The 17,818-nt window shown below is 60.3% G+C and carries 19 protein-coding genes; 11 read left to right on the top strand and 8 right to left on the bottom strand.

The window, feature by feature from the left end:
- Positions 1-21: 21 nt before the first annotated feature.
- The 3 genes from KGA81_RS18010 to KGA81_RS18000 are packed head-to-tail and all read left to right on the top strand — an operon-like array spanning position 22 to position 1,884.
- Positions 22-519, top strand: a complete 498-nt coding sequence (locus tag KGA81_RS18010; RefSeq protein ID WP_223547513.1) for an MFS transporter — start codon at positions 22-24, stop codon at positions 517-519.
- Positions 520-551: 32 nt separating this feature from the next.
- Entirely contained in the window at positions 552-1,328 is a 777-nt protein-coding gene (locus KGA81_RS18005) for a class II glutamine amidotransferase (RefSeq protein ID WP_223547512.1), read from the top strand.
- 13 nt (positions 1,329-1,341) lie between these two features.
- Positions 1,342-1,884 carry a DUF2937 family protein gene (locus KGA81_RS18000; protein ID WP_223547511.1) on the top strand — a complete coding sequence of 181 codons (543 nt, stop codon included), beginning with the start codon at positions 1,342-1,344 and terminating at the stop codon, positions 1,882-1,884.
- Between the two features lie 44 nt (positions 1,885-1,928).
- Here KGA81_RS18000 and KGA81_RS17995 read toward each other — a convergent pair whose 3' ends face one another.
- From KGA81_RS17995 to KGA81_RS17980, 4 genes are all read right to left on the bottom strand, one after another.
- A complete protein-coding gene (locus KGA81_RS17995; RefSeq protein WP_223547510.1) occupies positions 1,929-4,040 on the bottom strand; it encodes a TonB-dependent receptor in 2,112 nt (703 codons plus the stop codon).
- Between the two features lie 16 nt (positions 4,041-4,056).
- On the bottom strand, positions 4,057-5,268 hold the full coding sequence (locus tag KGA81_RS17990; protein ID WP_223547509.1) for an MFS transporter: 1,212 nt from the start codon (positions 5,266-5,268) through the stop codon (positions 4,057-4,059).
- The gene (locus tag KGA81_RS17985) at positions 5,258-7,180 is read right to left on the bottom strand and encodes an IucA/IucC family protein (RefSeq protein WP_223547508.1); all 1,923 of its coding nucleotides are present in this window, start codon (positions 7,178-7,180) and stop codon (positions 5,258-5,260) included. The genes KGA81_RS17990 and KGA81_RS17985 overlap by 11 nt, the downstream gene beginning before the upstream one ends.
- Before the next feature lie 112 nt (positions 7,181-7,292).
- Positions 7,293-8,222 carry a LysR family transcriptional regulator gene (locus KGA81_RS17980; RefSeq protein WP_223547507.1) on the bottom strand — a complete coding sequence of 310 codons (930 nt, stop codon included), beginning with the start codon at positions 8,220-8,222 and terminating at the stop codon, positions 7,293-7,295.
- A 146-nt stretch (positions 8,223-8,368) separates the two neighbouring features.
- On the opposite strand from KGA81_RS17980, the gene KGA81_RS17975 reads away from it, so the two are divergent.
- From KGA81_RS17975 to KGA81_RS17960, 4 genes are all read left to right on the top strand, one after another.
- Complete coding sequence (locus tag KGA81_RS17975) at positions 8,369-9,655, top strand: MFS transporter (RefSeq protein ID WP_223547506.1); 1,287 nt, start codon at positions 8,369-8,371, stop codon at positions 9,653-9,655.
- A gap of 73 nt (positions 9,656-9,728) precedes the next feature.
- The gene (locus KGA81_RS17970) at positions 9,729-10,481 is read left to right on the top strand and encodes a 5-oxoprolinase subunit PxpA (protein WP_223547505.1); all 753 of its coding nucleotides are present in this window, start codon (positions 9,729-9,731) and stop codon (positions 10,479-10,481) included.
- Positions 10,478-11,182, top strand: a complete 705-nt coding sequence (locus KGA81_RS17965; RefSeq protein ID WP_223547504.1) for a 5-oxoprolinase subunit B family protein — start codon at positions 10,478-10,480, stop codon at positions 11,180-11,182. The genes KGA81_RS17970 and KGA81_RS17965 overlap by 4 nt, the downstream gene beginning before the upstream one ends.
- Complete coding sequence (locus KGA81_RS17960) at positions 11,179-12,099, top strand: biotin-dependent carboxyltransferase family protein (RefSeq protein WP_223547503.1); 921 nt, start codon at positions 11,179-11,181, stop codon at positions 12,097-12,099. The genes KGA81_RS17965 and KGA81_RS17960 overlap by 4 nt, the downstream gene beginning before the upstream one ends.
- 101 nt (positions 12,100-12,200) lie before the next feature.
- On the opposite strand, the gene KGA81_RS17955 is transcribed toward KGA81_RS17960, so the two are convergent.
- On the bottom strand, positions 12,201-13,379 hold the full coding sequence (locus KGA81_RS17955; protein WP_223547502.1) for a vWA domain-containing protein: 1,179 nt from the start codon (positions 13,377-13,379) through the stop codon (positions 12,201-12,203).
- A gap of 12 nt (positions 13,380-13,391) precedes the next feature.
- A complete protein-coding gene (locus tag KGA81_RS17950) occupies positions 13,392-14,237 on the bottom strand; it encodes an AAA family ATPase (RefSeq protein WP_223547501.1) in 846 nt (281 codons plus the stop codon).
- 203 nt (positions 14,238-14,440) lie between these two features.
- Here KGA81_RS17950 and KGA81_RS17945 point away from each other — a divergent pair, with 203 nt between their 5' ends.
- Together KGA81_RS17945 and KGA81_RS17940 are read left to right on the top strand one after the other, a co-directional pair.
- Entirely contained in the window at positions 14,441-14,671 is a 231-nt protein-coding gene (locus KGA81_RS17945; RefSeq protein WP_223547522.1) for a DUF4160 domain-containing protein, read from the top strand.
- On the top strand, positions 14,659-15,159 hold the full coding sequence (locus tag KGA81_RS17940) for a DUF2442 domain-containing protein (protein WP_223547500.1): 501 nt from the start codon (positions 14,659-14,661) through the stop codon (positions 15,157-15,159). The genes KGA81_RS17945 and KGA81_RS17940 overlap by 13 nt, the downstream gene beginning before the upstream one ends.
- Here the strand turns inward: KGA81_RS17940 and KGA81_RS17935 are convergent.
- Entirely contained in the window at positions 15,156-15,308 is a 153-nt protein-coding gene (locus KGA81_RS17935; protein WP_223547523.1) for a hypothetical protein, read from the bottom strand. The two genes, KGA81_RS17940 and KGA81_RS17935, sit on opposite strands and share 4 nt — an antisense overlap.
- 99 nt (positions 15,309-15,407) lie before the next feature.
- On the opposite strand from KGA81_RS17935, the gene cysK reads away from it, so the two are divergent.
- Both cysK and KGA81_RS17925 read left to right on the top strand, forming a co-directional pair.
- Entirely contained in the window at positions 15,408-16,382 is a 975-nt protein-coding gene (cysK, locus tag KGA81_RS17930; protein ID WP_223547499.1) for a cysteine synthase A, read from the top strand.
- Between the two features lie 265 nt (positions 16,383-16,647).
- On the top strand, positions 16,648-17,586 hold the full coding sequence (locus KGA81_RS17925; RefSeq protein ID WP_223547498.1) for an aspartyl/asparaginyl beta-hydroxylase domain-containing protein: 939 nt from the start codon (positions 16,648-16,650) through the stop codon (positions 17,584-17,586).
- A 58-nt stretch (positions 17,587-17,644) separates the two neighbouring features.
- On the opposite strand, the gene KGA81_RS17920 is transcribed toward KGA81_RS17925, so the two are convergent.
- On the bottom strand, positions 17,645-17,806 hold the full coding sequence (locus KGA81_RS17920; RefSeq protein WP_223547497.1) for a hypothetical protein: 162 nt from the start codon (positions 17,804-17,806) through the stop codon (positions 17,645-17,647).
- Positions 17,807-17,818 lie beyond the last annotated feature (12 nt).

Genomic DNA, 17,818 nt, shown 5'->3' with positions numbered 1-17,818 from the left:
ACCCGACTTGCCTGCCTTGCCATGGACACCATGACCGAGAACGACTATCTGATCGCTTGGGGCCTCTACGCCTTTGCCGCTTTGGGCTGCCTGTTGGTGTGGATGCGCTTGACCCGCTGGATGTGGCGCTGGCTGCGTGAGCCGCTGCGGCTGGCGATGGCCGTGCTGCTGTTCAGCCCGACCATTATCGACCCGGTCAAGGACAAAGTCGCACCGGCCGTCGCCATTACCGCCCTCGACTTGCTGTTCAAGGTCGGCAATAACGCCTGGCGGGCGATTTCCGATCTGTTGATGTACGGCATGATCGCGTTCGGCCTGTATCTGGTGCTGGTGGCGATCCGTTTCCCTATCGAGCGCGCCTCCAACCTCCGCAAGGAACAGGCCGCCGCCGCCAAAGCCGCCGTTCGCGCCGACGAGCATGAGGAAGATCAACCGTTTGGCGGTGCCGGCGATGATCGCTACGGTCGTCCTGCCGTGCCGAGCAGTCCTCAGCGGATGCGAGTCGAACCCCGTCTGTAACCTTGCCCCTGCGATTGAGCGAGAGTCCGAGCATGTGTGAGTTATTGGGCATGAGCGCCAATGTCCCGACCGATATCGTGTTCAGCTTTACCGGGCTGATGCAGCGCGGCGGTCGCACCGGCCCACACCGCGATGGCTGGGGCATTGCCTTCTATGAAGGCCGTGGGCTGCGCCTGTTCCAGGACCCGGCGGCAAGCTGCGAGTCGGAAGTCGCGAACCTGGTGCAGCGTTATCCGATCAAGAGCGAAGTGGTGATCGGGCACATCCGCCAGGCCAATGTCGGCAAGGTCTGCCTGTCCAATACGCATCCGTTCGTTCGTGAGCTGTGGGGACGCAACTGGTGTTTCGCCCATAACGGCCAGTTGGCGGATTTCCGGCCTGCGGCCAGTTTCTATCGCCCCGTGGGTGATACCGACAGTGAAGCGGCCTTCTGCGATTTGCTCAACCGTGTGCGTGCGGCGTTCCCCGAACCGGTCGAGGTCGAAGCGCTGCTGCCGGACCTGGTGGCCGCTTGCGCCGAATACCGCAGCAAAGGCGTGTTCAATTGCCTGCTCAGCGACGGCGACTGGCTGTTCTGCTATTGCTCCACCAAACTGGCGCAAATCACCCGGCGCGCACCGTTTGGCCCGGCGCGCTTGAAAGATGTCGACGTGATCGTCGATTTTCAGGCTGAAACCACACCGAACGACGTGGTCACCGTCATCGCCACCGAACCCCTGACCGAAAACGAAACCTGGACCCGTTATGAACCGGGTCAATGGAGCCTGTGGCGGCGCGGCGAATGCGTCAGCCAGGGCAAGACCTCATAAGGATTCAATCCCCATGTTGCTCAGTTATCTACGGCTGGTGTTGTTTGCGGCCGGCTTGTTGATCGGTGTCCAGGTGCCGGGCTTCATCAGCGATTACGCCAAGCGGGTCGAAGCCCATCTGATTGAAGCGCAAGCCGGGTTGAGCGGGTTCCAGAACACCGCCAATCAGTTCTTCAAGGGTGACATGCAGGCCCTGGTGGCCCACTACCGCGCCAGCGAAGACCCGATCTTCCGCAGCGATGCCGACAGCCTGAGCAACCTGCTGACCCGTCAACTGGCGCTGGACAAGCAGTTCCAGGCGATGCAAGGGCCGTGGTACATCCGCTTCCTGCAAGTGGTGCTGGCTGCCGATCCGGACATCCGCAAGGAAACCTGGAATGGCTACGGCTACCAGATCCTGTTGACGCCCGAGGCGATGAGCTGGGGCATGAGCGGCGCATTGTTGCTGTCGTTTGGCCTGGAATGCCTGTTCCGCCTGATCGACTGGGTGGTGCTGGGCGGAAAGCGCCTGCGCCAGAGCCGGCCGATCGAAGAGCGGGATTTGCGCGGCTTGTAACACCGGCGAACGTCAGGGAGCCGGCAAGCCGGCTCCCTGCTTGATTACCAGTCAATCGAATAGGTCATGCTCAAGGTGCGGCCTTCGGCGTTGGGGAATGGCGCTCTGGCGTTGGCCTGGGCGAACAGGTTGACGTACGTGCGGTTGGTCAGGTTGTACACCCCGCCTTCCAGGCGACCGACCGGCAAGTACACGGAACCGAGCAGGTCCACCAGCGTATAGCCATCGATGTCGCGCCCGTTGTTGTCCTTGGCGGCAGCGTCGTAACTGGACAGGTGCATGCCTTGCAGGCGCAGGGTGTAGTCGTCTTCGGCGTAGCCGACGAAAAGCGTGGTCTTGGCCGGTGAAATGCGTGTCGCCGGCAGATCGATCCATTTCCCGTTCTGCTGGGTCTCGCCTTTGGCCCAGGCATAGGTGCCACCCACCGACCAGTGATCGGTCGCGAGGTAGGTCAGGCTGTTTTCGATGCCGCGAACCCGCTCCTTCTGGTTGATCAGGCGCAAGACACGCTCATTGGCATCGTAGAACTGAGTCACGTCCGAGGTGTTTTCATAGACGGTGACGTCGGCCTGCCACCGGTCCCAGTTTCCGCGCCAGCCCAGCTCGTAGCTGTCGACCTTGATGGCCTGGGCGTTGAGGCTCTGGATGTCGAAGGTGCTGTTCACGTCACGCAAGAAGCGCTGGATGTCCGGCAGCGAAAACCCCTGGCTGTAATTGGCGAAGACGTCCTGATGTTCACTCAGGTGATAGACCGCGCCCAGGTTATAGAGCGTCGCGTCGTATTTGAGGGTGTCACCGGGCAGGATGGCGCGTACGCCGGTCTGGACGATCTGGCCGTAAGCGACGCTGTCGGAGACCTCGCTTTCGATCCATTCGCGGCGCACACCGCCACGCAAGGTCCAGTCTCCGATGTCCCAGGACATCTGCCCGAACAGCGCCTTGGTGGTGGTTTCGATATCCGGGCCCAACTCGTAAGTGGTGCCGGTCTTGGTGTAGGTCAGCCCATTGAGGGTGTATTGGTCACCGCGCTGGCGGGAGCGTTCGTGATCATAGTCGGCGCCCCAGACCAGGTTGCCTGTGGCGCTGCCGATGGCCGGCAACGGTGTGTCGATGGCCGCACGCAGGCCGTAGACATCCTGCACGCTGTTGTTGTCGGAGATCCCGGCCTTGCCCCGCGACAGGTCGGGGAAGAACAGCGCATCGGCCCGGCGCCAGTAGCTTTCCAGTTGCAGGCCCTGGCCGTAGAAGTCGTTGTCGGTGTAGTTGAGGTTGGCCGCCTGATTATGGGTGTAGGGCTGGTCGTCGAGTTTCAGTCCTTTGACCGCCACGGCCTCTTGCCGGTTGTTCGGGTCTTTTGTGTAGCCGGTGTCCTGCTGGTCCTTGTAGTCCTGCAGCGACAGGCTGAGTTTTTTATCGGCATCCAGTTCGTAACCGAAACGACCTTGCAGGTCATAGGTGTCGGTGTCCATGTTGCTGCCCTGGGACGTGTCCTGAGGGATGCGATTGCCGTTGCCGTCGTACTGATCGTTGCGCTGGGTCAGGTCGGCGGACACGTACCAGTCCAGGGCATCCTTGCGCCCGGTCGCACTCTGAAAAGCCTCGTAGGCGAAACCCTTGCTGTTGAGGTTATTGCCGGTGGTCAGGCCCAGTTTGCTGCTGTAGGCAAGGTCCTGACCCTGGTTGCGCTTGGTGATGATGTTGATGATGCCGCCCGAAGCACCGGCACCATAAATGCTGCTGGCGCCGGAAACCACCTCGATGCGTTCGATACTGGCCGGCGCGATGCTGTTGAGCTGGCGGAAGTTGTCACGCGTGGCGTTTTGCGACACGCCGTCGATCAACACCAGCATGTTGCGCCCGCGCAGGGTCTGGCCGAAGTTGCTCATCCCGCCGCTGGACGGCGCCAGGCCGGGAACCAGTTGCCCCAGGATGTCGGAGACCCGACGCCCGGCGCCACTCTGTTGGCTGATCTGTTGTTCGTCGATCACCTGGACCGAGCCTGGAATGGAGGCAATGGTCGCTTCACTGCGCGTCGCGGATACGACGGTGGCTTGCATGTTCAATGTGCCGGGTTGCTGGTCGGTGTCCTCGGCCCAGGTTTGGGCGCTGAAGGAGCCAAGCAGCGGAATCATCAAGGAAAGTTTGGTTCGGGTCATGAGTGGGTCTTTTTTTTTAGTCGTGATAAGTGTGGGTGGACAAGATTGCGGGGGGCGGTGTGGAGGTGAATGAGCGCACCCAGCGGATCCCGATGGCGGCCAGTGCGTAGGTCAACGCCACCAGCCAGAAACTGTGGGCCAGCCCGACCAGCCCCATGCCGATCCCGCCGAGGACGGCACCGAGCAGAGCGCCAGCCTTGGCCGCGCTGTTGCCCAGACCGAGGGCAAAACCCTGTTGGCTTGACGACACGGTGTTGGCGATCAGTGCATAGGCGACGGGGAGCAGTGCGCCTTGCCAGATGCCCCAGACCAACCGGCTGACGAGAAAACCCAACCATTCGCTGGCCAGTGCCGTGGCCGCGAGCGTCAGGGCGCAGAGCCAGGCAACGCCTTCGATGACACGCAAGGTGTAAGCCGGTTGCCAGCGGTCGAACAGACGCCCCCACAGCGGAGCGCAGATGGCCAGGGTCGCGGCGCTCGCCGCGTAAGTGGCACCGATCAGCCAGCCTGGCGCATGCAGAATGTCGGCGACGTACAGCGCGTAGAAGGGTTGCGGCATCATCTTCGCGGCTTGTATCAATACGATCACTGACAGGATTCCACCGAGCCAGCCTTTAGGCAGGGCCACTGGCGCAACCGGTTTCTTCGTAGAGGCTCGCGCCTTGTCGGCCGGCAGGAAAAAACTCCCCAGTGCGCACAGCAGGCAAATCGCCATCGCGCCCTGACAGAGCAGGGCAAACCCCGAGATGTCCATCAGCCAGCCGCCGAGCACCGGGCCGATCAACGAGCCAACGGCGGTCGCCGATTGCAGACGAGCCAGGGTGTGACCGCGCCGGGAGCTGTCGCAGCAGGCCAAGGCATAGGCTTGCGCAGCGGCGATGAACCCGGCCAATGCGCCTTGCATCACGCGAATGCCCACCAGCAGCCACGGGTCGAGGGTAATCGCCGCCAGCCCTTGGCACAGCGCAAGTGCCAGCAGCGCCCGAACGATCATCGGCTTGTGTCCGGTGCGATCACCCAAGCGTCCCCACGCGGGTGTCAGCAGCATGGCCGCCAGCATCGGGCCGGCATAGACCAGCGTCGATAGCAGCGCGGTGTAGCCTGCGCCCTCTGGCCCAAGCAGATGCTGGATCTGCATGGGCCAGAACGGGCCGCTCATTTCCATGGCACCCATGGAGACAAACTGGATGACGATCAGCAATCGCAAAGCACGACCATCAGCGAGCATCGGCGATGGTTCGCAGTGGATTACTCAGGCGTCCGACGATGTCGGCGTGGCTGTCGTGCAAGCGCATGCGCATGAACGATTTGGCCGGCCAATCCTGCTCCAGCAAGGCCCGGCGCTCGCTTTCCCAGCGTGTCGGTTCGACGTGCTCGCGCACGCTCTCGAAGCACTGTTCAACGTGCGTGGCCAAGCGCTCCCAAAGGCTGTTTTGCGGCACATTCCAGTGGCGGGCACAAAGCAGCGTCAACTCACCGAGATGGCACATGAACGTGGTGTGCAGGAGCTTGTCGCGGACAAAACCGGCGTCGTCGTACAGGGTCATTTTCGGATCGTACAGCTGGATATCCAGACCCTTGGCGTGCAGGGTTTTGCGATCGATGCGGATGTCGCCGAAGTCACGCAGCAGCAACCGATTCAACTGCCCGTCAGCGCCCATCACCATGAAGCTGTTTTGCTGGTGCGCTTCGAACGCCACGCCATACACCAGGTAGATGCCCAACAGGCTCGGGACGGCAATCGACAGGTAGTCATCGAAAAACGCCTGCATGGCCTCGCTGTCGTCACGGCCCTGAGCCAGTTGCACCCAGTCACGCAGCAACGGTTGTTCGAGTTCGTTGACGGCGAACAGGCTGCCGACCGGCACGGCCAGTTCGCCTTCTTGCAGCAGGGTCAGCGGGTTGTCGCGGTACAGCACGGCGGCATGCCGGGACTGTTCGTCATTGGCCGGTTGTGGCGCGTAGTGCACACCGATGCGCTCCGGCACGATGTTCAGCAGGCGCTGAATCTGCGGTTCATGATCGAGAATCTGCAGTATCAGTTGGCTGATGCGCGGTCCCATCCGGGCCGAGCGCGGCGACACGGTGCGCTGCACGCTGGTCAGGCGCAAGGCCACCGGCAACTTGACCATCGGCGCAACGCGGCTGGCCTCTGGTACGACCGTGCGGAAGGACATGGTCGGGTGGCCCGTGAAAGCAACGATGTCGGTGACGATCAGCAGGTTGTCGGCGATCTCGTTGGCGAACGAATTGTGTAGCTCTTCATTGACTTGCCATGGGTGCGACGGCAGCGGGAGGTAGTCCGCTGCGTTCAGGCCCCGTTGTTGCAAATGCTGCTGCAATTGTTCGGCGGCCTGCGGGAAGTGGGCCTGCCACCAGTCCTGGTAATCGGCGGTGCCGGCCAGTGATTCGACGTGGGCGTACTGACGGTGCAGGGCGCACAGCACAATCGGAAAGCGCGCTTCGAACTCCGGGGAGAAAGCGATGACCTGCGCAGTGCTCAAGCCCAGTTTGGTCTTGTAGTTCGGATGCCAGGGGTGGCCGAGCGTGCCCCACTGTTCGAGCAACGATGTCGGGTTCTGGTGGTCGGGGCTGGCTTTGAGCCAGGCGAAAAGATTGTCGTTGTGCTCGGTGTCGATCTGCTCTCTCAGGCGCTCGGTCCATCCATGGTGGAACGCCAGGCACAGGGTGTCGTTGCTGTAGCTATCGTCCAGCTCGCGGGCCAGACGCTCCAGTACCTGCGGGGAGGCGGGCGGGTTGAGCTGGGTGCTGAGGTGAGCGAGCAGTTCGCTGGGCAGCTGGATTTTGTGGGGCAGGTTGTCGGGGGTGTGCAGGACGATGCTGCCGCGAACGTCCCAGCTGTTCATTCTTCCGCCCGACAGGTGATCGAAGCAAAGCTTCGCACCGTCGCCAAGCGGCAGCCAGCAACGACTGTTGTCGTCGTACTCGCAGGCGTCGGGGTTGATCAGGCCTTCGCGAAACAGCGCCTGGATCAGGCGTTGGAAGCAGCGCTGCGCGGCGGGTTCCAGGGCATTGCTCAAATGGTCGAGGGTGATGCGGTGGGACTGGAAGGCAGGAGTGCCGAGGGCTTCGCTCCAGTTTGAGAGCAATTGCTGCTGTTTTTGCGTGTAAGCGCGCATCGAGTCCGACTCCTTCTGGACAGTGATTTAGCTGAATGCGCGCAGAGAATACATTTTCCAAATAATAATGCAAATGATAGTAGTTCCTACTTGTGGTCTGGGGATTTCCTTTTCAGAGTCTGGCCGCAGGTTTGCTCAAAACCATGTAGTGCTCGCCTACCTTCTGCGCATAGTGCTCCACCACGTGCTGACACAAGGTCACGATCTCTTCGACCCACTCTGCGCCGACCCGCCATGACACCACTACTTGCAGGTTGGGCGGGCGTTGGTCGATGGTCAGCAAAGTCAATTCCCCTCGCTCCAGTTCCTCGGCCACCAGTACCGGTGGCAACGCGCCGATGCCGAAGCCGTCGCGCAACAAGCGGGTTATGGCCGACACCGAATTCACGCAGTTCAGTCGCGGTGTCATGACGCCATTGGCCTGCATCAGCGCCAGCACTTCCTGATGCGGATGGGAGTTTTTCGAATAGGTGATGATCCGCTCACGCGCCAGCTCGGCGACGTTCGAGTAATTGCGGTTGTAAATCGAGTTGCTGGCGACGATCCAGCCAATCGGATGGCTGGCCAGTTCCAGGCTGCGCACGCTTTCCTGGCGCAGCAGGTCGGTTTGCAGGATCACATCGAGAAAGCCTTTTTGCAGCTGATCGCAGAGGTTGAGCGACGTATCGGCCACCAGCTCGATTTCCACCAGCGGGTAGTGATCGGTCATCTGCGCCACCAACGGGCTGAGCCAGGTATGGATCACCGTGTCCATCACACCGATGCGCACCCGTCCAGCCTTGCTCGAACGGGTCTCGATCGACTGTTTGAGTGCCTGCATGGTGTCCAGCATCTGCTCGGCGTAATCGAGCACTTTGAGGCCTTCCGGGGTCAGGCTCACGCCGCGCGAATCCCGCAGAAACAGCTTTACCCCGAGCTCGCCTTCAAGCACCGCAATTCGGCTGGAGATCGAGGCCTGAGTGGTAAAGAGCTTGTCGGCGGTCAGGCGAAAACTCTTGAGTCGGGCGACCCAGACGAAGGTCTCGAGAAACTTCAGGTTCATGGGATAAAGATTTCTTATGGCTAAGGCGGGTTTTTATTAGTTGGACGCAGCAGGGGCGGGCGTCCAAGAATCGACGCATCCGGTTCCCACGATAGGCGTCGTCGGGGCTCAGAACAATACCAATAAAATCAGCGCGGAGACTTGCCATGAGTGCGCCCGACACCACTGCCATCCCGAAAGCCTCGGCCCGCCCGGAACCTTTCGATTGGTATCGCAACATCAATCAGCAGGAACGCCGCACCTTCTGGAGCTGCAAGATCGGCTATGGCCTGGACGGCATGGACACCCAGATGCTCAGCTTCGTGGTGCCGACCCTGATTGCCATGTGGGGCATCACCACCGGTCAGGCCGGGCTGATCCATACCAGCACACTGATCGCTTCGGCCATCGGTGGCTGGGTGGCGGGGATTCTCTCCGACCGCATCGGTCGCGTGCGCACCTTGCAATTGACCGTGCTGTGGTTTGCCTTCTTTACCTTCCTCTGCGGCTTTGCCCAGAGCTATGAGCAACTGCTGATTGCACGGACCCTGATGGGCTTCGGTTTCGGCGGCGAGTGGACGGCCGGCGCGGTGCTGATCGGTGAAGTCATTCGTGCCCAGGACCGCGGCAAGGCAGTGGGCATGGTGCAGTCCGGCTGGGCGCTGGGTTGGGGGTTGACGGCGATTCTGTATGCGCTGCTGTTCTCCTTGTTGCCACCGGAAGACGCCTGGCGTGCGCTGTTCATCCTCGGTATCGTGCCGGCGATCTTCGTGATTTTCGTCCGCCGTCTGGTCAAGGACCCGGAAATCTATCGTGAAGCCAAAGCGAAACAGGAGCCGGGCAACCCGTCGAAGTTCTACGAGATCTTCGCTCCCGGCATGCTCTTCACCACGTTTCGTGCCTCGTTGCTGACCACTGGTGCGCTGGGCGGTTATTACGCGATCACGTCCTGGCTACCGACTTTTCTGAAGAACGAACGCGGTTTGAGCGTACTCAATACCAGCGGTTATCTGGCGATGGTGATCATCGGTTCCTACGTGGGGTATGTCATCAGCGCCTATTTGACCGACATCCTGGGGCGTAAAAAGAACTTCATCCTGTTCGCCGTGGGCTCGTTCACCATTGTGTTGCTGTACACGCAACTGCCGGTCAGCAACGGCGTGATGCTGTGGCTGGGCTTTCCACTGGGCTTCTTCGCATCGGGGATCTTCAGCGGCATGGGCGCATTCCTGACCGAGTTGTTCCCTACACGCATTCGTGGTTCGGGCCAGGGGTTTTGCTACAACATCGGCCGGGCGCTGGCGGCGTTGTTCCCGCTGCTGATCGGCCTGCTCAGCCAGACCGTGCCGCTGAGTGTGGGCATTGGTGCCTTTGCGGCGGTTTCCTACGGCGTGGTGATCCTCGCGGCCCTGAGCCTGCCGGAAACCCGTGGCAAGCAACTCGACGCCCGGTAACTGATAACCTGCGGGCTTGTCTTACAGATATGTCCCGCAGCTAAAAAGATAAATGCCTACAGGAGTGTTCAGCGTGAGCCGCCTGCTATTGAACTGCGACATCGGCGAGAGTTTCGGCAACTGGACCATGGGTCTGGACGCAGAAATCATGCCCTTTATCGATTGCGCCAACATCGCCTGCGGTTTTCACGCCGGCGACCCGAGCGTCATGCGCAAGACCGTCAGCCTGGCCCTCAGCCACGGCGTGCAAGTTGGCGCGCATCCGGCCTATCAGGATCTGGTGGGATTCGGCCGTCGCTCCATGGCGTATGCCACCCAGGAACTTCAAGACATTCTGCATTACCAGATCGGCGCCCTCGACGGCATCTGCCGGGCCCAGGGTGGGCGGGTCAGTTACGTCAAACCCCATGGCGCGATGTACAACGACATGATGGCCAACCCGGCGCAGTTGCGCGCCGTGCTGCAAGCGGTGGCGTCCTATGACCGCAACCTGCCGCTGATGTTGATGGCGACCCGCGACAACAGCGCCGCCCGACAACTGGGTGATGAATACGGCGTGACGCTGTGGTTCGAGGCTTTCGCCGACCGCGCCTACGACAACGCCGGCAGGCTGGTGTCGCGACAACTGCCGGGAGCGGTGCATCACGACCCGCAAACAATCATCGAGCAGGCGCTGACCATTGCCCGTGGCGATTCGCTCACCGCGAGCGATGGCAGCGCCCTGCATTTGCAGGCCGACACCCTTTGCGTGCACGGCGACAACGCCAGTTCGGTCGCTGCCGTGCAACGCATCCGTGAAGCCTTGAACCGGCAGAGCGCGCCATGAAGCTGCGGGTGGAAGTGGTGGCGCTGGATTGTCTGATGGTGCGCCTGTTCGATGAAATTGCCGAAACCAACATGCCGTGGATGCTGGCGGCCAGTGAAAGTCTGCGGGCGGCGTTCGCCGGGCATCTGATCGATCTGGTGCCGTCCTACACCACCTTGATGGTGCATTACGACTTGACCGCGCTGAGTCCCGCCCAGGCCCGGGAGTTGATCGCCCAGGCGCTGATCGATCTGTCGCCCAATGCGCGTACGCGCGGTACCTGCCATGTGTTACCGGTGTGGTACGACTTGTGCGTCGGACCTGAGCTGAACCTGTTGTCGCAGCGCAGCGGGTTGGCGGTGGAGGAGGTGATCCGTCGTCACAGCGAGCGTGAATATCAGGTGTTTGCCCTGGGCTTTGCGCCGGGCTTCGCTTTCATGGGGCTAGTGGACGAGGTGCTCGCCGCGCCGCGTCTGAACACGCCACGCAAGAAAGTCGCGGCCGGCAGTGTCGGCATCGCCGAACGGCAGACGGCGGCTTACCCGGTGGTGTCGCCGGGCGGCTGGAACCTGATCGGCCGCACACCGGCCAAATTGTTCGACCGCAACCGTGACGGCTACAGCCTGATGCAACCCGGTGACTCCGTACGGTTCGAAGCGATCGGCCATGCCGAATTCATTTCTCTGGGCGGTGACGATACGCCACTGGAGGCTCAGGCATGAGCCGTTTGACGATTGAAGCGAGTACGCCGCTGTGCCTGTTGCAGGACGCCGGTCGTTTCGGCGTGCGGCATCTGGGCGTGACCCAGGGCGGGGCGGCCGATTGGCGTTCGATGTCCTGGGCCAATTGGCTGTTGGGCAACGGACTGGATGCGCCAGTGATCGAAATCACCCTCGGCGGGTTTACCGTCGTGGCGGAGGAGGAATGCGTGCTGGCCTTGGCCGGTGCGGATCTTGGCGCGCAGGTGGACGGCGAGGCGCTGGCGCCGTGGCGCAGTTTCAGGCTGCACAAGGGGCAGCGTTTGCAATTGACCCGGCCGTTGCTCGGCGCTCGGGCCTATCTGGCGGCACCGGGTGGGTTTGATGCACCGAAAGTTCTGGGCAGCAGCGCGACAGTGGTCCGTGAGGAACTCGGCGGCCTGGACGGAATGGGCCATGCGCTGGGTAAAGGCGCGAGTTTGAGCTATTCGGGCAACTCGGTGATGCTGCTGCGCGAAATGACCGCCGACCAGCGGCCGGACTTGAACCTCGATGCTCCGTTGGACCTGGTCCTCGGTGCACAGATCGGTGAGTTCAGCGGGCAGAGCCTGTTCGACGCGTTCAACAGTGTGTGGAAGCTCGACAGCCGCGCCGACCGGATGGGCATTCGCCTGTTGGGTACGGCGCTGCAGTACCAGGGCAAACCGATGATTTCCGAAGGTATTCCGTTGGGGGCCGTGCAGGTGCCGCCGGACGGGCAGCCGATCGTGTTGCTCAATGACCGGCAGACCATTGGTGGTTACCCGCGTCTGGGAGCGTTGACGCCGCTGGCGCTGGCGCGATTGGCGCAGTGTTTGCCGGGGGCGCGGGTGCGGTTGCGGCCGGTGGTGCAGGAAGTGGCGCATCGCGAGCATGTCGAATATCTGCACCGGTTCAGGTGACCCCCCTGTAGGAGCTGGCTTGCCAGCGAAGGCGTCCGATCTGTCGCGACAAGGATCAAGATTGCCTTCGCCGGCAAGCCGGCTCCTACAGGACAGTGGGGTTACTTGGACAAAAACCGCATCCCTTCCTCCAACCCCCGAAGGGTCAACGGATACATCTGGTCCTCGATCAAATCCCTCACGATGTTGGTCGAGGAGGTATAGCCCCAGGTGTCCTTCGGGTACGGGTTGATCCAGATGAGCTTTTTATACTTTTCCTTGAACCGCTGCATCCACACGTAACCGGCTTCTTCGTTCCAGTGCTCGACGCTGCCGCCCGGCTGGGTGATTTCGTAGGGCGCCATGGCGGCGTCGCCGATGAAGATCACTTTGTAGTCGGCGCCGTACTTGTGCAGCAGGTCCATGGTCGAAGTACGCTCGGAGGTGCGGCGCATGTTGTTCTTCCACACAGATTCATAAATGAAGTTGTGGAAATAGAAGTACTCCAGATGCTTGAACTCGGTCTTGCAGGCCGAGAACAGCTCCTCGCAAATTTTCACGTGGGCGTCCATTGAGCCGCCGATGTCGAACAGCAGCAACAGCTTGACCGTATTGCGCCGCTCCGGCCGCATCTGGATGTTCAGCAAGCCGGCATCCCTGGCGGTGTGATCGATGGTGCCATCGATGTCCAACTCTTCCGCCGCACCCTGTCGGGCGAACTTGCGCAAGCGGCGCAGGGCGACCTTGATGTTGCGCGTACCCAGCTCGACCGAGTCGTCGAGGTTCTTGTATTCGCGCTGGTCCCAGACCTTGGCCGCCTTGCCCTGGCGCTTGCCGGCGTCGCCGACCCGAATGCCTTCCGGGTTAAAACCGCCGGAACCGAACGGGCTGGTGCCACCGGTGCCGATCCACTTGTTGCCGCCGGCGTGGCGTTCCTTCTGTTCTTCGAGGCGTTTCTTGAACTCTTCGATCAGCTTGTCCAGGCCGCCGAGGGACTGGATCGCCGCTCGCTCTTCGTCGGTCAGCGAGCGTTCGAACTCCTTGCGCAGCCAGTCTTCGGGGATTAATGCCTGAAGATGATCGTCGAGCTTTTCCAGGCCATTGAAGTAGGCACCGAACGCCCGGTCGAACTTGTCGAAATGCTTTTCATCCTTCACCAGGATCGCCCTGGACAGGTAATAGAACTCGTCCATGTCGGCGAAAGTCACGCGCTGTTTCAGCGCGTTGATCAGGTCCAGCAGTTCACGCACCGAGACCGGCACCTTGGCTGCGCGCATTTCATTGAACAGGTTGAGCAACATGGCATCAGCCTCTTAGCGGGTGCCGCGACGGCTCATGAACGCCAGACGCTCCAGCAATTGCACGTCCTGTTCGTTTTTCACCAAAGCGCCAGCCAGCGGCGGGATAGCTTTGGTCGGATCGCGCTCGCGCAGCACCGCTTCGCCGATGTTGTCGGCCATCAGCAACTTCAGCCAGTCCACCAGCTCGGAGGTCGAAGGCTTCTTCTTCAGGCCCGGCACCTTGCGCACGTCGAAGAACACGTCCAGCGCTTCGCTGACCAGGTCTTTCTTGATGTCCGGGTAGTGCACGTCGACGATCCGCTGCATGGTCACGCGGTCGGGGAAGGCGATGTAGTGGAAGAAGCAGCGACGCAGGAAGGCGTCCGGCAGCTCTTTCTCGTTGTTGGAGGTAATGATGATGATCGGGCGCTTCCTGGCCTTGATGGTCTCGTCGATCTCGTAAACGTAGAACTCCATCTTGTCGAGTTCTTGCAGCAGGTCATTGGGGAATTCGATGTCGGCCTTGTCGATTTCATCGATCAGCAGGATGACCCGTTCTTCGGATTCGAAGGCTTCCCAGAGTTTGCCCTTTTTCAGGTAGTTGCGAACGTCGTGGACTTTTTCCGTGCCGAGCTGCGAATCGCGCAGGCGGCTGACCGCGTCGTATTCATAGAGGCCCTGGTGAGCCTTGGTGGTGGATTTGATGTGCCAGGTGATCAGCTTGGCGCCAAAGGAGTCGGCCAGTTGCTCGGCGAGCATGGTCTTGCCGGTGCCCGGTTCGCCCTTGACCAGCAACGGCCGTTCCAGGGTGATGGCGGCATTGACCGCCAGCTTCAGGTCATCGGTGGCGACGTAGGCCTGGGTGCCTTCGAACTTCATCTGCTAATCCTCGAACGGTAACGCCGACCTGTACGAGGCAGGGCGGGGGCAATAAAAGAGTCAGCCCCGACTATAACGCGGTGCCCGGTCGACTGTGAACGCAGACGGCTTATTCAGTCTCTGAATGGGGCGTCACATCTTGACTCAGTCTCGGCTGCTGGCCAGTATTGAGCTATCGCCATATTGGCGATAGCTTGCCGGGCATGTCTACTAAATATCGATTTCGAGATACGTATCGCATTCAGTTGCGCGAAAAGGATCATCCACCGCCACACGTTCATCTGACGGGTGGCGGGCTGGACGTCATGCTGGGCCTGGAATCTGTCGAAGTGATGGCGGGCAAGGCGCCGCCGCTGATTATCAAGGAGGCGCTGGAGTGGGTCAGGGCTCATCAGGCGCAATTACTGGAGGATTGGAAACGATGCTACCCATGAAACGACCACGGCTATCGGCCGTGCAAGCGTTGCCGGATTATCGTTTGGCGCTGACGTTTATCGATGGCCAGCAACTGATGCTCGATTTGAGCCGCGACCTGCATACCTATCCAGGCCTGCAGCCTTTGCTGGGAGTCGCTTTTGAATCTGCAACGTTGGGTGATGATGGCTGGAGTGTCGAATGGCCTGAACCAGACATCCAGATGGGGGCAGACACCCTCTACCTGGATGCCCTGGCGCAAAATGCAGCCGACGAAAATACCCGGATCTTTATCGATTGGCGTGCCCGCACCGGGTTATCGCTCAATCAGGCCGCAGAAGCGCTGGGGGTCAGTACCCGCAGCATCACCCGATACAGCAGTGGCCGAGAAACGGTACCGCGATCGTTAGCCTTGGCCTGCCTGGGTTGGGATTTCCTGCAACAGCAAGCGAATGCGCCCCGTGCAGCAGAAGACGCTGGCCGGTACATCGTCACGCGCAAAAATTAGCCTGCATACAGCTTAAGCCGTTCATATCGCGCATTGAACGCCTGGATGAAACCATTGCTTAAAATCTGCAAAAAAGCCTGAAGCGCGGTGGTGTTCATGTTCGCCGGTGGTTTGGAATCGAGTGGTAAATCTCTGGCAATCAAAGCCATTGGCTGCACTGATAATTGGACATACGACCCGACTGGACGCCTGCGGGCAAGAGGCTTACCTTGATGCCCTATTTCAATGCTGTCGTTAAGGACCCAGCCATGAGCCGCATTTTCGTTGACAACGCCCACTCCATCGGCAACACGCCGCTGGTGCAGATCAATCGCATTGCGCCGCGTGGTGTGACCATCCTGGCCAAGATCGAAGGGCGCAACCCGGGTTACTCGGTCAAGTGCCGGATCGGCGCGAACATGATCTGGGATGCCGAGAGCAGCGGAAAACTCAAGCCGGGCATGACCATCGTCGAACCGACCTCCGGCAATACCGGCATCGGCCTGGCCTTCGTGGCCGCCGCCCGTGGCTACAAGCTGATACTGACCATGCCGGCGTCCATGAGTATCGAACGCCGCAAGGTGCTCAAGGCACTGGGTGCCGAACTGGTGTTGACCGAGCCGGCCAAAGGCATGAAGGGGGCTATCGAGAAAGCCGGTGAAATTGTTGCCGGCGACCCGTCTAAGTACTTCATGCCGGCGCAATTCGACAACCCGGCCAACCCGGCCATCCACGAAAAAACCACCGGCCCGGAAATCTGGAACGATACCGACGGCGCGGTCGATGTGCTGGTGGCAGGCGTCGGAACCGGTGGAACCATCACCGGGGTTTCGCGGTATATCAAGAATACCCAGGGCAAGCCGATACTCTCGGTGGCGGTGGAGCCTGCAGTGTCACCGGTGATCACCCAGGCCCTGGCCGGTGAAGAAATCAAGCCGAGCCCGCACAAGATCCAGGGCATCGGCGCCGGCTTTGTGCCGAAGAACCTCGATTTGTCGATCGTCGATCGGGTGGAGTTGGTCAGTGACGAAGAGTCCAAGGCCATGGCCTTGCGCTTGATGCAGGAGGAAGGGATTTTGTGCGGGATCTCTTGCGGCGCTGCCATGGCAGTGGCTGTACGGCTGGCCGAGACCCCGGAAATGCAGGGCAAGACCATCGTCGTGATCTTGCCGGATTCCGGTGAACGTTATCTGTCGAGCATGCTGTTCAGTGATCTGTTTACCGAGCAGGAGAATCAGCAGTAAGCACCAGGCATTGGCGGAGCGTGGCTGGCGATGATGGTTGAGGCGTTATCACTGGCTGCGATCTATTGATCGGGTCCGCTTGATGATGGATTTGCATCAGCCAATGTTCAGGCATCTCGTGCTAAGAGGTGCTTTGTTGCACATTCATTAATGATGAATGTTGAAAAACGCAGGTTTTTCGCCGGACCGGTAGTGTTTATCATGCCAGCAGCCACGTCGGGCAATGGACGTGGCGCAGTGTCGCTTATCTTCAAAGGAGTTGTTGATGACCTTATCGTTTGCCGCAAAAGCCTCGTTGTTGTTGCTGTTTCTCGGCAGCACCCTCTATGTGCATTTGCGTGGCAAGGCGCGTCTGCCTGTATTGCGCCAGTTCGTTAACCATTCGGCACTGTTCGCACCCTATAACGCCTTGATGTACCTGTTTTCCGGTGTGCCCTCGAAACCGTATCTGGATCGCAGCAAGTTCCCGGAGCTGGATGTGCTCAGGGACAACTGGGAAGTGATTCGCGATGAAGCGATGCACTTGTTCGACGAGGGCTATATCCGTGCGGCGGCAAAGAACAACGACGCCGGTTTTGGCTCTTTCTTCAAGAAGGGCTGGAAGCGTTTCTACCTCAAGTGGTATGACAAACCGCTGCCTTCTGCTCAAACCTTGTGTCCGAGAACCGTGGAACTGGTCAGCAGCATTCCCAACGTCAAGGGCGCCATGTTTGCGCTGCTGCCGGGCGGCAGCCACCTCAACCCGCATCGCGATCCGTTTGCCGGTTCCCTGCGTTATCACCTGGGGCTGTCGACACCGAACTCCGACGATTGCCGCATCTTTGTCGACGGTCAGGTTTACGCCTGGCACGATGGGGAAGACGTGATGTTCGACGAAACCTACGTGCACTGGGTCAAGAATGAAACACCAAAGACCCGCGTCATCCTGTTCTGCGATATCGAGCGTCCGCTGAGCAACCGCCTCATGACCCGCATCAATCGCAGTATCAGCGCATGGCTGGGTCGCGCCACCGCCCCTCAGAACCTGGACGACGAACGTGTGGGCGGGATCAACAAGGCCTATGCCTGGAGCAAGAACTCCAGTGATAAATTCAGTGGTGTGGTCAAACAATGGAAACGCCGTAATCCCAAGGCCTACCGTGTACTGCGCCCGGTACTGGCGGTGATGGTGCTGACGTTGTTGGGGTATTGGCTGTTTGGGTGAAGCCGGATACAGAACAGAAAAACCGCTCGTTGTGAGCGGTTTTTTTTGCTTGCGAGTTTTAAGGGCATCCGGCGAGAAGGCTAGGTTCTTCGCCGTCGATGCCTGTTACAAGTATTTGCAGAAGACGCTGCTGACTGGCAGTCAGTTCTACAGCGGCAGTCTTTTTTTCTGTAAGACGCGAGCTTTTCCTTGTGGGGGATTTTTTGATGACTTTGCGCATTTTCCCTCCGCT

The organism is Pseudomonas sp. A-B-19, assembly GCF_019947515.1.
In the GTDB taxonomy this organism is placed as follows: domain Bacteria; phylum Pseudomonadota; class Gammaproteobacteria; order Pseudomonadales; family Pseudomonadaceae; genus Aquipseudomonas.
Note: the sequence above shows the minus strand (reverse complement) of the source record. Positions and strands in the feature narration are given on the sequence as shown.

Bases quoted from the DNA above. Each gene is read 5' to 3' on its own strand.
- KGA81_RS18010 (WP_223547513.1), top strand. From the start codon at position 22: ATGGACACCATGACCGAGAACGACTATCTGATCGCTTGGGGCCTCTAC.
- KGA81_RS18005 (WP_223547512.1), top strand. From the start codon at position 552: ATGTGTGAGTTATTGGGCATGAGCGCCAATGTCCCGACCGATATCGTG.
- KGA81_RS18000 (WP_223547511.1), top strand. From the start codon at position 1,342: ATGTTGCTCAGTTATCTACGGCTGGTGTTGTTTGCGGCCGGCTTGTTG.
- KGA81_RS17995 (WP_223547510.1), bottom strand. From the start codon at position 4,040: ATGACCCGAACCAAACTTTCCTTGATGATTCCGCTGCTTGGCTCCTTC.
- KGA81_RS17990 (WP_223547509.1), bottom strand. From the start codon at position 5,268: ATGCTCGCTGATGGTCGTGCTTTGCGATTGCTGATCGTCATCCAGTTT.
- KGA81_RS17985 (WP_223547508.1), bottom strand. From the start codon at position 7,180: ATGCGCGCTTACACGCAAAAACAGCAGCAATTGCTCTCAAACTGGAGC.
- KGA81_RS17980 (WP_223547507.1), bottom strand. From the start codon at position 8,222: ATGAACCTGAAGTTTCTCGAGACCTTCGTCTGGGTCGCCCGACTCAAG.
- KGA81_RS17975 (WP_223547506.1), top strand. From the start codon at position 8,369: ATGAGTGCGCCCGACACCACTGCCATCCCGAAAGCCTCGGCCCGCCCG.
- KGA81_RS17965 (WP_223547504.1), top strand. From the start codon at position 10,478: ATGAAGCTGCGGGTGGAAGTGGTGGCGCTGGATTGTCTGATGGTGCGC.
- KGA81_RS17960 (WP_223547503.1), top strand. From the start codon at position 11,179: ATGAGCCGTTTGACGATTGAAGCGAGTACGCCGCTGTGCCTGTTGCAG.
- KGA81_RS17955 (WP_223547502.1), bottom strand. From the start codon at position 13,379: ATGTTGCTCAACCTGTTCAATGAAATGCGCGCAGCCAAGGTGCCGGTC.
- KGA81_RS17950 (WP_223547501.1), bottom strand. From the start codon at position 14,237: ATGAAGTTCGAAGGCACCCAGGCCTACGTCGCCACCGATGACCTGAAG.
- KGA81_RS17945 (WP_223547522.1), top strand. From the start codon at position 14,441: ATGTCTACTAAATATCGATTTCGAGATACGTATCGCATTCAGTTGCGC.
- KGA81_RS17940 (WP_223547500.1), top strand. From the start codon at position 14,659: ATGCTACCCATGAAACGACCACGGCTATCGGCCGTGCAAGCGTTGCCG.
- KGA81_RS17935 (WP_223547523.1), bottom strand. From the start codon at position 15,308: ATGGCTTTGATTGCCAGAGATTTACCACTCGATTCCAAACCACCGGCG.
- cysK (WP_223547499.1), top strand. From the start codon at position 15,408: ATGAGCCGCATTTTCGTTGACAACGCCCACTCCATCGGCAACACGCCG.
- KGA81_RS17925 (WP_223547498.1), top strand. From the start codon at position 16,648: ATGACCTTATCGTTTGCCGCAAAAGCCTCGTTGTTGTTGCTGTTTCTC.
- KGA81_RS17920 (WP_223547497.1), bottom strand. From the start codon at position 17,806: ATGCGCAAAGTCATCAAAAAATCCCCCACAAGGAAAAGCTCGCGTCTT.